The sequence below is a fragment of the Chitinophaga eiseniae genome, from assembly GCF_012641265.1.
Taxonomy (GTDB): domain Bacteria; phylum Bacteroidota; class Bacteroidia; order Chitinophagales; family Chitinophagaceae; genus Chitinophaga; species Chitinophaga eiseniae_A.
On the sequence record NZ_JABAHZ010000001.1, the window covers coordinates 1,453,146 to 1,465,483 of the forward strand.

Annotated in this window: 9 protein-coding genes; 2 read left to right on the forward strand and 7 right to left on the reverse strand. The window is 49.5% G+C overall.

Annotated features, from left to right (window positions below; translation table 11 throughout):
- Positions 1-112 precede the first annotated feature (112 nt).
- The gene (locus HGH91_RS05715; RefSeq protein WP_168737460.1) at positions 113-592 is read right to left on the reverse strand and encodes an inorganic diphosphatase; all 480 of its coding nucleotides are present in this window, start codon (positions 590-592) and stop codon (positions 113-115) included.
- A gap of 131 nt (positions 593-723) precedes the next feature.
- On the opposite strand from HGH91_RS05715, the gene HGH91_RS05720 reads away from it, so the two are divergent.
- Positions 724-951, forward strand: coding sequence for a hypothetical protein (locus tag HGH91_RS05720; RefSeq protein ID WP_168737461.1), 228 nt, complete (start codon positions 724-726; stop codon positions 949-951).
- A gap of 69 nt (positions 952-1,020) precedes the next feature.
- Positions 1,021-2,313, forward strand: a complete 1,293-nt coding sequence (locus HGH91_RS05725) for an OmpA family protein (RefSeq protein WP_168737462.1) — start codon at positions 1,021-1,023, stop codon at positions 2,311-2,313.
- On the opposite strand, the gene HGH91_RS05730 is transcribed toward HGH91_RS05725, so the two are convergent.
- The 6 genes from HGH91_RS05730 to mgtA all read right to left on the reverse strand — a co-directional run bounded on the left by HGH91_RS05730 (position 2,300) and on the right by mgtA (position 12,263).
- The gene (locus HGH91_RS05730) at positions 2,300-3,415 is read right to left on the reverse strand and encodes an FG-GAP repeat domain-containing protein (RefSeq protein WP_168737463.1); all 1,116 of its coding nucleotides are present in this window, start codon (positions 3,413-3,415) and stop codon (positions 2,300-2,302) included. The two genes, HGH91_RS05725 and HGH91_RS05730, sit on opposite strands and share 14 nt — an antisense overlap.
- A 184-nt stretch (positions 3,416-3,599) precedes the next feature.
- Positions 3,600-3,797, reverse strand: a complete 198-nt coding sequence (locus HGH91_RS31595) for an SDR family NAD(P)-dependent oxidoreductase (protein ID WP_211092205.1) — start codon at positions 3,795-3,797, stop codon at positions 3,600-3,602.
- Positions 3,722-5,002 carry a TolC family protein gene (locus tag HGH91_RS05740; protein ID WP_168737464.1) on the reverse strand — a complete coding sequence of 427 codons (1,281 nt, stop codon included), beginning with the start codon at positions 5,000-5,002 and terminating at the stop codon, positions 3,722-3,724. Before HGH91_RS05740 ends, HGH91_RS31595 begins: the two co-directional genes overlap by 76 nt.
- Before the next feature lie 14 nt (positions 5,003-5,016).
- Positions 5,017-8,100 (reverse strand): efflux RND transporter permease subunit, encoded by a 3,084-nt coding sequence (locus tag HGH91_RS05745; RefSeq protein ID WP_168737465.1) that lies wholly within the window; start codon positions 8,098-8,100, stop codon positions 5,017-5,019.
- A 27-nt stretch (positions 8,101-8,127) separates the two neighbouring features.
- Complete coding sequence (locus tag HGH91_RS05750) at positions 8,128-9,231, reverse strand: efflux RND transporter periplasmic adaptor subunit (protein ID WP_168737466.1); 1,104 nt, start codon at positions 9,229-9,231, stop codon at positions 8,128-8,130.
- 281 nt (positions 9,232-9,512) lie between these two features.
- On the reverse strand, positions 9,513-12,263 hold the full coding sequence (gene mgtA / locus HGH91_RS05755; protein ID WP_211092206.1) for a magnesium-translocating P-type ATPase: 2,751 nt from the start codon (positions 12,261-12,263) through the stop codon (positions 9,513-9,515).
- Between the last annotated feature and the right edge of the window lie 75 nt (positions 12,264-12,338).

Genomic DNA, 12,338 nt, shown 5'->3' on the forward strand with positions numbered 1-12,338 from the left:
CCGCTTAGAAGGATAACAATAATCGTGTCGAAACATATAATGGGGAGTATATGGACTGGCAGCATCATCCATATCGCGCGCTGAAGGGGGTTTTACCGCTGAGGGAATGGTTTTATTTATCCGCAAATTTTATCTGTTCATATGCCGGCGCCGCTTCAATATAGCCTAACGGGCTAAACTGTTTACCATCCTGTGCATGATAGGCCATAAAGAAGGCCTCTATTTCCCGGATGGTTTGGGTAGATACCACATCCACTCCTTTAAATGCCTTGGAAACCACAGGCACGGCGATGTAGCGGTCGTTGCGCTTGGCGGTGCCATCCTTTTCCCGTTGTTCAGCTTTAATAGCGCCCAGTAGCCGGCATTTGATCAGGCAGCCGGGAAAACTTTTGAATTCAGAAATCACCAGTACATCCAGCGGGTCTCCATCTTCCCCCCTGCTACCGTGGATAAAACCTACATCATAGGGGAATACCATTCCGGCGGGCAACATCTTGCTAAGTACAAAAAAACGTGTGACCGGGTCAAAATCATATTTTTCACTACTCCCTTTCGGGGTTTCAATGACAACAGGTAACTCTTTAATAATCATACGCACCTTTTGATATTCTTAAAATAGGATAAAGAGGACTCGACTGCGAAGAAACAAAAAAACCTTCAACCATACTGCATATAATATATAGAGGGCATAATGATTGTACCGGTAAAATAAACTTTATAGCTATGAGTACTTTTCAAGTTGAAATAGACAACCACGAAATATCTGTGCGGCAGGAAAACGAAAATGGGTTTATTGTCCGGATCCCGGAGAAAACTATTCACCTGCAAAGACGCCAGGACAACGAAGGAGCCAATCACTGGTTTGAAGACGGTAAGGATAATGAAACCGTGTTAACGGCTAATATAGGCGCCGCTATAGAAAACTGGCTGGCTAACCACCGGTCGGAATAACGTAAAAATGATTTTACTGCGACAGGCAACATGCTTATCTTGCATCATCTTATATGAAATAAGCACCTCATGAAAAAGCTAGTCATCGCAGTAATTGTTTGTAGCCTGGGACATAGTACACATGCACAGTTCCTGGATCGTCTGAAAAACAAAGTACAACAGAAAGTCAATGATAAGATAGATCAGACCATTGACAAAGCCACCGAAGGCAAGAAAAAGGACAGTGCCCCGGCGGATAAACCCACTGCCACCACTACCACGTCTGCCGGTACCGGCAGCAGCACTACTGTATCTAACGGGGAAGCCAATACGAATACTACGACAGGAATCACCGCATACTCGCGTTTTGATTTTGTTCCGGGAGAGAAGATCATCGTAGAGGAAAACTTTGCCCAGGATCCTGTCGGCGAATTTCCCGGCCAATGGAATACCCATTCCGGCGCAGAGATCGTAACGGTAAGCAACCGTCCGGGAAAATGGCTGAGCATCTCCCAGGATGGCATTTTCTTCCCCGAATACATTACCAGCAACCTGCCGGATAATTTTACTTTACAGGCAGATGTAATGGCCAGCAACGGTATTGCCGCCATCGGCGGATTTACGATCTCGCTGCTGAAAGCAGCTACCGCGGACGATAAATTCCAGAACGGCACCTATAGCCTGGTCACCGATGTTCCCTCTTTCAAGGTGTCGTTGTACCCGAAATCGTCTGGTGATGGCCAGTTGCAATATTCGTCTAACTTAATCGGTAACAATTCCCTGTCTACCCTGCCGGTATTCAACGTGCCTAAGAAAAATGCGGTGAGGGTATCCATCTGGCGTCAGAAACAACGGGTACGGGTATACCTCGACAGTACCAAAATCCTGGATTTACCCCGTGCATTGGACGCCGGTGCCGTGCTCAATGCCCTCACCTTCGCGGCTTACGCCCCGGACTACGACAAGCAGGGCGGCACCTTCTATCTGGGCAATATCCGCCTGGCGGTAGGCGCGCCTGATACCCGCAATAAACTGATGACAGAGGGGAAGTTCACGACCCATGGTATCCTGTTCGCCTCCAACAGCGATGCGATCCAGCCGGAGTCGTACGGCGCGCTGAAAGACATTGCTGCTGTGCTTTCTGAAAACCCCGCTGTACGGGTAAATATTGTAGGGCATACCGATGCCGATGGCAGCGACCAAACCAACATGGACCTGTCTAAACGCCGTGCTGCTGCGGTAAAAACAGCCCTGGTCAGCAACTTTAGCATCGATGCCGCCAGGATGGAAACAAATGGTAAAGGTGAATCGCAACCGGTCGACAACAACAGCACCGAAGTAGGAAAAGCCAATAACAGGCGAGTAGAGTTTATAAAGATCTGAAAATAAATAATCCGTCCTTGCCGGCTACGATCACATCTTTTTTGCCGGAGCCGGCAAGGTCGTATATATCAAAATACAGCCCTGCCCCTTTCTCTCCGTAAGTAATCACCTGCTTGGTGAAAGAACCGCCGTTCCATTTAAAATAATAGATGCCACAAGGATCAGCCGATCCGGGATCATGATCATTATGCGCGCGGTAACGCTTACCCGTTACCAATTCCGGCGCACCGTCGCCATCTATATCTACCCAGGCCATGGTATGGTATTGGGAGTTGTAGGGGTCGATGGCATGTTTGATCCAGCTACGTTTAGCCGCTTTAGTATCTTTCTGCTGCTCATACCAATCCAGCCCATATCCATGCCCCTGTCCCACCACCAGGTCGGCCAACCCATCACCGTTTACATCAGCTACTATAACAGGCACACTAGCGGTACCCAGGTTAAATTCCGGGTGGAAAGTCCAGCGGCCGGTAAAGGGCGCTGCCGGCGCTTCCAGCCAGCCACCGGGTACCACGAGGTCTTTTCTTCCATCACCATTAATATCGCCACATCCTAATCCATGGCCCGAAGGCTGGTCCAGTATTTTATGCGCAGAAAACTGATCACTGCCTTTTATATGCCGGTAAATGATCAGCGGCTCATTCGGTGTATTGGGTATTATTTCCGGTATCCCATCGCCATCAATATCCCAGGCACGGGTGGTTTCAATATTGCCCGGCTGGGCAATGATATGTTCTTTCCATTCCTGGTCATTCCCCGGGTTTTCCTTCCACACCAGTGTTTTCCCAAACCATCCACCGGTAATGTAATCCATATGGCCATCGCCGTTGACATCAAACGGAATGGTGGAAAAATCGTCCCAGTATTCGCCATACTGCTTTACCGGCCCAATGTAGTGCCGCTTAAAATAAGTCGGGCCCTCGTACCAGTAGGCACCTGATACGAGGTCGGGGATATGGTCATTGTTGACATCAAATACGGCCACCGATTCGTAGCTTTCTGCCGATACTACCTGTCTGGTAAACTTGACAGGCCCCGATTGCGCGGATACGGCAGTATCAATAGCAAATAGCAACAGGAATGGAGCAAGGTAATTTTTCATATGCAGTAATTAAAACGTGGTATTCATCCTTCCAACAATATAATCGAAGCGCTGCATAAAACTATCCTGTAGCGTCCTGTAAAGAAGGAGACGGTTTTAATCAGTACACATTAAAGCTGGTGATCTTTAGGTAATACCATCAATTTGGGAATTCTTACACGTGCCGGCTGCGCCATGATAAACCTTACCGTAGCAGTTCGCGCAGCCTTTCTTCCCGGCGGGCAGTGGCCACTACCGTATAGCCGTCTGTTATCAGGGCATGGGCAATGGCGAATCCAATACCGCTGCAGGCGCCTATTTTGTACCTTATTGTATATCCCAGATGCCGGCTGCCCTTTCCAGTTCCACCAAAGCGGCCGCATAGTTGTACTGTGCCTGGCACCAGGCCTGTTGTAATTCATTCCAGGTACGCTGTGCATTCAGTACCTCCAACAGGGAGGTTTCTCCTCTCCGGTAACTGTATATTTTACCATCCAATATTTTTTGTGCTTCACTGAGCAGCCCTTGCTGAAACTGTTTTACCTGCTCGTTTGCAGCACGGTAGTTACACCAGGCCTGCGTTACTTCCATCTGTATTTGCAACAGCACCTGGTTGCAGGTAATGGCTGCCTGTTTAACCGTATACTGGGCGGCTTTTAAATCGCCCCGGTAGTGATTGGAAATCTTCAGGGGGATGGAAATGCCGGCAGTGGTAGCCATGTAACGGGGCGTGGGGGCTATTTCGCTGGTAGCTTCTGCATTGTATCCCAGTCCTACGTTTACGCCGAGATCTATTTTCCGGTTGGCTTTTACCAGTGTGAGGCTCTTCTCTGCAACTGTTTTGGCGGCGTTGGCGGCCATGGCGTCCGCCCGGGAATTTTGCGCCTGTGTAACCAGGTCTGGCAATACAAACTGCCGTTCCAGGGCAATGCTATCGGTGGCCGGCGCCAACAGTGTATCGGCATGCAGGCTGCCAGTGTTGGCACTCAACTGTATCAGGGCTGTTTTCCAGTCGGCCACCTGCTGGTAAACATTGTTGAGCAGGTTGTCGGCTTCCAATTTGGATTGACGTGCATCCGTTTCCGTGATAACCCCTTTCTGAAAACGAATAGCATCGGCGGCAGCCAGTTGCCGCATCAGGGCATAGGAGCTTTGTTGTACCAGGAACAGCTGTTGCTGCTGCCGGGCATTGAAGTAAGCAATGGCAGCATCGGCACGCAGGTTGCGGAAATAATCTTCCAATAAGGCACGCTGCTGTTCCAGGCTGCTACGGGCCAGGCCAATACGGGCATGCCTTTTTCCACCCAGTTCCAATGTAGTTCCCAGCCCTACATTATAGCCGTAAGACAGTCCCAGTTTATGGTGCTGGTTATCGAATCCTTCCAGCGACAGTTGTGGGTCTGGAAATACTTTGGCGCTTTCTACTGCTGCCGCTGCAATACTGATGTTATATTTTTCTGCGGCATATCCCAGGTGTTGTTTTCCTACCTGCCCCAGATACTGCGGCAGCGACACGGGTATCTGATGAAAGCTGGTATCCAGTTGGGCCAGGGCCGCTGTTGACAGTAACAGCAGCGCCCAGGCCAATATCATATATTTTTTAAACATAAACCGATCATTATTTATTCAGCAAGTGAAGAATTCCGTTTGCGTTCGACGAGGTAATAGAGCGCCGGCAGTACAAAGAGTGTAATGGCCGTAGCTACAAGCAGGCCGTATACGATTACGGTAGCCAGTGGACGTTGCACGTCGGAACCGATGCCGGTAGCGAATGATGCCGGCAGCAGGCCCAGGGCAGCTACAGAAGCAGTCATCAACACCGGGCGGAAACGATTCCGGGCGCCCTCTGTCACGGCGCGCAACAGGTCGTACCCTTGTTTTCGCAGGTCGTTGATTTGTGCAATCAATATCACCCCGTTCTGAATGGCTACGCCAAAGAGTGCGATAAAGCCTACCGCAGAAGATACATTGAGGGTCATTCCCCGTACATTCAGCGCCAGCATACCACCAAACAGCGCCAGCGGCACAATGCCCAGGATCAGGCCCGCCTGCTGAAAGCGGCCAAAGGCACCGTAGAGCAGCATAAACATGATGGCTAACGCCAACGGCGCTACGACCATTAGCCGGGCATAGGCGCGATGTTGATTTTCAAATTGTCCGCCCCATTTGATGGCATACCGCTCATGGTTGTACGACACCTGTTTGGCAATTTTTCCCTGTGCTTCCTGCAGGAAAGTGGTCAGGTCGCTACCCCGCAAGTTCAGCTTTACGGTCAGGTGCCGTTTGTTCAACTCCCGGGTAATCGTACTTTCACCAGTAGCTGTTTTTACGCTGGCGACCTGCGATAATGGTATTTTTGCACCCGTGGCAGACGTGAGCATCAGCCCCGCAATTTTCTCCGGTGTGTTACGGCTTTCATCGGTATACCGGCAAATCACGTCGTATACTTTGTTGCCCGCAAACACCTGGGAGATAGCCTTTCCGCCGATAGCCACTTCTATCAACTCTGCCACATCGCTTACATTTAAACCGTAGCGGGCAATGGCATCGCGATCTATCGCAATTTGCAGTTGCGGTAACGGCGGCTCCTGGTCGATTGCCACATCTGCCGCTCCTTTGATGTTTTTCAAGGTCGTGGCCACTTCTGCTGCAATGCGGCGGGTTTCTTTGAAATCATCTCCATATATTTTTACTACCAGTTCACTGTGTGCGCCGGAAATTTTATCCATCACTCCATCGATCATGGGTTGACTGAATCCTACCGTATACCCTGGCATGGACGCATATTCGGTGGCCAGGTCGTTGATCAGCTGCGCCTTTGTTCTGCCGTGTTTCCACTCGCTGTAGGGCTTCAGGCCAATAGAACATTCAAAGTGGGAAGCTGTCCAGGGATCTGTGCCGTCGTCATTGCGGCCTGCCTGTACCATCACATAAGTCACTTCGCCATATTTCAGGGTACGCTGCCGCAGGGTATCGCTCATTTCTTTGGAGCGCTGTAATGTAATACCTGGTGGCAGTTGCACCTGTAACCAGATAGAACCCTCATCCAGCGGTGGCAGGAAGTCCTTTCCCACTGTTACCGACAAGATGATAGCACCGGTTAATACCAATACCAGTGGTACAAACACGCGTTTGGGCTTATCCATGATCTTTTGCAGGAAACGGCTATACGAAGCGGTGAGCCGTTCTAGCCATTTATTGTGGTACAGCTTGCGGGGCTTTCGGTACACAGCAAAAGCCAATCCGGGAATGAGCAGCAGGGCCACGGCCAATGCACCCAGCAGCGCATATCCTACAGTAAACGCCATCGGTGTAAACAGCTTGCGCTCTACTCTTTCAAAGGAAAACAGGGGTAAATAGGCCGTAATGATAATAATGGTAGCAAACAGGATGGGCTTGGCTACTGCCGCCGCGATGCCTGCAATGGGCTTTTCTTCCAGCCAACCCCTGGCATGATCTTCCCGCCTTTTCAGGATGGCTTCCATCATCACGATGGCGCCATCTACGATGATCCCGAAGTCAACCGCACCCAATGATAACAGGTTGGCCGGGATTTTCGTGAAATGCATCAGGATAAATGCTATCAGTAATGCCAGTGGGATAGTAATGGCCACAATGAGTGCACCACGCCAGTTACCGAGGAAAATGATGAGTACAATCATCACCAGCCCGATACCTTCCAGCAGTGTATGCGATACCGTTTGCAGGGTGCTGTCGATCAACTGGGTTCGGTCCAGGTAAGGCCGGATCCGTACACCATCCGGCAATATATGCTCGTTGAGGTCTTTCACTGCCGCGTGGATACCTTCCAGTACTACGGAGGGATTCTGGCCTTTCAGCAATAATACAATTCCCTCATCGCCTTCGCTGTAATTTACCTGGCGGTCGGTATACCCTAGTATACCTTTACGTTCCAGGTTGCCCAGCTTCAGGCGCCCGAGGTCTTTCAGGAAAACCGGTACGCCATTGACCGACTTCACTACTACATTGCCGAGGCTTTCCAATGTTTTTACGAGCCCAATGCCCCGTACTACGTAGCCCAGCTCCCCGATGTTGAGTACACTGCCGCCGGCGTTAGCGTTGTTGTTGCTGATGGCAGCCTGTACATCTGCCAGTGCTACGTGGTATTGCTCCAGTTTTTGCGGGTCTATTTCTACCTGGTATTGTGCGGTGATACCGCCAAAGTTAGTCACATCTGCCACACCGGGTACCTGCTTAATACGGGGAATGATCGTCCAGTTTTGCAGATCGGTTATGGCTTGCAGATCGTGGTGATTACTTTCGATAATATAGCGGTATATTTCCCCGATAGGCGAAGTGAGCGGATCGAGTCCGGGTTTGGCCCCATAGGGCAGGTCCACGTCGTTGAGACGTTCGGTGATACGCTGGCGGGCCCAATAGTCTTCCATCCCATCTTCAAATACAATGGTGATAATGGACAAGCCGAAAGTGCTTTTGCTGCGCATCACATGCATGCCGGGCATGCCATTCAGCGCACGTTCTACCGGGATGGTAATCTGTTGTTCTACTTCCTCTGCCGCCAGGCCAGGTACCTGGGTGACCACCTGGGAGGTAACATCTGCAATATCCGGGTAAGCCTCTACAGACAACTGTTTCCAGGAATAGTAACCAAAAAGCGCCAGGAGTATAAAGAGCACAGCAAAGAGCCAACGCTTTGTAATAGCGGTAGATATTAATTTCTTCATAAAAAATCATTGATAGATAGCAGCTTTTTATTTTATATCCAGGAGAAAGGAAGCACCCCGGGTAACAATCCGGTCGCCTTCTTTGAGACCGCTGGTAATAACCAGCCTATCGCCCTGGGTACTACCGGTAACGACTGTACGTTTTACATATTTACCATCGGGGGTAACGGCAAATACATAAGGTGATTCACTGCCTTGTAACAACGCAGTAGTAGGAATTTGCAGCGCGGGTGTGGGTGCCGCCATAAAGTTGACAGTAGCATACATACCCGGTTTGAGCGCGTGTGAAGGATTGGATACGGCTACCAGTACCGGCACGCTGCGGGTATCTTCCTCTACTACGGCATTTACATGATATACTTTTCCTTTTAGTGCCGTACCTGGCAGGGCTACAATGGTGATATCACATTCATCACCGGGATGAATAAAACGAATATCTTTTTCTTTTACCTGGCCCGCAATCCATACCTCAGATAAATCAGCAATGGTAGCTATGCTGGCAGCATCATCCTTTAGAAACTGGCCCAATACTACTTTATTATCTATCACCTCTCCCACTACCGGGGAACGTACAATCAGTGGTTGTCCCAACGACAATTGATCCGGGTTGGCTTTGAAAAGGCGGATACCCATCAGTGCATTTTCATACTCTTTATTTTCTACTTCATAGGCGGTACGGACTTCTTCCAGGTCCTTTTCGGTACCTACCCCGTGGGCCACCAGGTCTTGCTGGCGTTTCCAGGCTCTCTCTGCCTGCTGTAGCTGGCTCTTTTCCTGGAAAAAAACTTTCTGTGCCGCAAAAAACTCCGGTGAGCTGATTTCGAACAGCGGTGTTTCCGGGCTGGTTTTCATCCCCAGCTGCAGGTATGACCTGGTGACCCTTCCACCAAAAGGCGGCGCAATTTCTGCATAGCGGGTGGGAATGGCCTTTATCGTACCGGCAGTACTCACCTGTTGACGATAAGGCAAACTTTCTACTGCGCTCACTTGTAAGCTATTAAGTAAGGGTGCACCAGCGGGGAGTGTAATCGTATCTCCTTTAGATATTGCTGTAACAGCAGTATCTGCATCTTTTACGGAATGGCAGGCAGCAGCCGTCAGCATGCCAACGGCAATCAATCTTTTTTTCATGATTTATTGAATTAGCGGGTGGTGTTAGTACAGCAGTATAGTATAGTATAGTATAGTATAGTATAGTATAGTATAGTATAGTATAGTATAGTATAGTATAGTATAGTATAGTATAGTATAGTATAGTATAGTATAGTATAGTATAGTATAGTATAGTATAGTATAGTATAGTATAGTATAGTCTTGTCAGCCCGGGCGGCGATGACTGCTTAACCAACAGTCGATCGCCAGCAACAACAGGACCAGTATAAGAATGGCAATGCGCCATTTTTTTGTGGAGGTCATAACCACTGATTAAATCGTTTGATGTACCAATTTTTAATCGCCTGGGTGAGCAGACAGTAACCAAATAAAATGGCCACCAGCCAGGGAAAATATGACAGTGGAAGTGCCTGCAATCCGATTGCGGAAGCAAAGGGCGTAAAAGGAATGGCAATACCTATCAGCATGATGGCCGTAGTTAATGCCACCACCGGTGCGGTAGCCCAGCTTTGGATGAACGGAATTTTGCGGGTCCGAATCATGTGTACAATCAAGGTTTGTGACAACAGACCTTCTACAAACCAGCCGCTCTGAAACAGGCCCTGATGGGCAGGTGTAGCTGCTTTGAACACATAAAACATTACGCCAAAAGTCAGGTAGTCAAATATGGAGCTTACCGGGCCTATGAACAACATAAAGCGGGAAATATCGCCTGCATTCCACTTCTTGGGCTGTTCTATAAAATCTTTGTCCATATGATCCCAGGGAATAGAAATCTGGGAGATATCGTACAGGAGATTCTGCACCAGGATCTGTACCGGCAGCATGGGCAGGAAAGGCAGCAGGGCGCTGGCGCCTATCATGCTGAACATATTCCCGAAATTGCTGCTGGCTGTCATCTTGATATATTTGATGATATTGCCGAAAGTCCTTCTGCCATAGATTACACCTTTACGCAATACCATCAGGTCTTTCTCCAGCAAAATAATATCCGCACTTTCCCGGGCAATATCCACGGCGGTATCTACGCTGATGCCCACATCGGCATCCCGGAGTGCAGCCGCATCATTAATGCCGTCTCCCATAAATCCTACCGTATGCCCTTTTGCCTGTAATAGCTTCACCACTCTTGACTTTTGAACAGGACTGAGTTTGGCGAGAATGGACACCTCGTCTATCTTCTCCCGCAGCACGTCATCTGTCATATTATCCAGGTCTTTACCCAGTAAGATATCGGAGAAAGGAATGCCTACTTCCCGGCAGATTTTTTTAGTCACGATTTCATTGTCACCGGTTAATACTTTTACCCGTACACCCAGCTGTTGCAGGGCATCGATGGCCACTTTAGCGGAGGGTTTGGCCGGGTCCAGGAAGCCGATAAAACCGGTGAGGATCATATTTTTTTCATCTTCTACGGTGTAGGTCAGCGCACGGTCGTCGAACTCGCGGATGGCCACCAGCAATACTCTCAACCCTTCTTCATTGAGTTTACCAGAAATGCGCAGGATGTTTTGCCGTACTTTTTCATCCATCGGGATCACCTTATCTGATTCTATGTGCAGCTCTTTGTCTTCTCCCGGATCAAAGGCGTGCGTACATAAGTTCAGCATTTCTTCCACAGCGCCCTTGCAGATGAGCAGTTGCTTCCCATTGCGTTGCTTCAAGATTACAGACATGCGACGACGGTGGAAATCAAAAGGAATTTCATCTACCTTCAGGTAGTGTTCTTCTACTTTCAGGTAGTCGTGTAGTTCTACGTGTTCCAGCACAGCAACGTCCAGCAGGTTTTTGAGCCCGGTTTGGTGGTAGCTGTTGAGATAGGCCCATTTCAGCACTTCTTCGTCGTTATCTCCGAAAATGTTGAGATGCCTTTCCAGCACAATCTTATCCATGGTGAGCGTACCGGTTTTATCAGTACAGAGTACGTCCATCGCGCCGATGTTCTGGATGGCATTCAGCCGTTTGATGATCACTTTACGTTTGCTCATATTCACGGCGCCCCTGGCCAGGTTGGCGGTAACGATCATCGGCAGCATTTCAGGGGTCAATCCCACTGCTACCGCAATGGCGAATAACAGTGCCTCCCACCAGTTACCTTTGACGAAGCCATTGATGACAAAAATCAGCGGCACCATTACCAGCATAAAGCGGATCAATAAGTAGGTCACCTTATTAACGCCTTTATCGAAGCTGGTTTCCGCCCGCTTGCCGGTGATGGCTTTGCTCAGGGAGCCAAAGTAGGTTTGGTTGCCGGTGTGCACGATAACCGCCGTAGCGGCGCCACTTACCACGTTGGTACCCATAAAACAGATGTTATCCAGCTCCAGTACGGATTTATGAGCTGCATCTGGTATGGGGAAAGCCCTCTTTTCTACCGGCAGCGATTCGCCGGTGAGCATGGCCTGGCTCACGAACAGGTCTTTAGACTGTACAATGCGGCAATCTGCAGGAATCATATCGCCGGCAGATAAAAAGATGAGGTCCCCCGGCACCAGTTGCCGGATATCGGTTTCTATTTTTTCCCGTGGCTTGCGTAACACAGTGGCGGTAGTTTTCACCATGCTCTTGAGCTGTTCCGCTGCGCGATTACTGCGGTACTCCTGGAAAAAGCGCAGGAGTGAACTTACCAGCACCATAATACCTACCATGATCACCGTTTTGTAGTCTCCTTCTCCAGGGGCAGCCAGCCATACATCGGTGATAAATGAGATGCCGGCAATGGCCAGCAGGATGGCGATAAAAGGATTTACAAAGGCCTGCAGCAGCTGCTTATACCAGGAAGGCGCTTTTTCATGTTGCACTTCATTCAGTCCTACGAGCGTTAAACGCTTCCGGGCCTGTGCAGGGGTGAGTCCTTCCAGCTGGCTATCTAATATAGACAGGTATTCCGGCTGATCGGCAGCAGCTACCTGTTGTAGCCGGGTAGTAGTGGCGCCTTCATTGCCGCCGGGCAAAATGCGGCGGATTTCGGGGAGGCCGGATTTCTTCCGGAAAGCATAGCTGCGAACAAAATGCGGGTGTTTGTTGATGGTATTGGATAAGTATAACACAGCGCTCAATTTGACCTGCTGATGGCACAGCAGGGCTGTGTGATCAGGCAGGAGATGAAAAAATAAAGTAACGTT

Bases quoted from the DNA above. Each gene is read 5' to 3' on its own strand.
- HGH91_RS05715 (WP_168737460.1), bottom strand. From the start codon at position 592: ATGATTATTAAAGAGTTACCTGTTGTCATTGAAACCCCGAAAGGGAGT.
- HGH91_RS05720 (WP_168737461.1), top strand. From the start codon at position 724: ATGAGTACTTTTCAAGTTGAAATAGACAACCACGAAATATCTGTGCGG.
- HGH91_RS05725 (WP_168737462.1), top strand. From the start codon at position 1,021: ATGAAAAAGCTAGTCATCGCAGTAATTGTTTGTAGCCTGGGACATAGT.
- HGH91_RS05730 (WP_168737463.1), bottom strand. From the start codon at position 3,415: ATGAAAAATTACCTTGCTCCATTCCTGTTGCTATTTGCTATTGATACT.
- HGH91_RS05740 (WP_168737464.1), bottom strand. From the start codon at position 5,002: ATGTTTAAAAAATATATGATATTGGCCTGGGCGCTGCTGTTACTGTCA.
- HGH91_RS05745 (WP_168737465.1), bottom strand. From the start codon at position 8,100: ATGAAGAAATTAATATCTACCGCTATTACAAAGCGTTGGCTCTTTGCT.
- HGH91_RS05750 (WP_168737466.1), bottom strand. From the start codon at position 9,231: ATGAAAAAAAGATTGATTGCCGTTGGCATGCTGACGGCTGCTGCCTGC.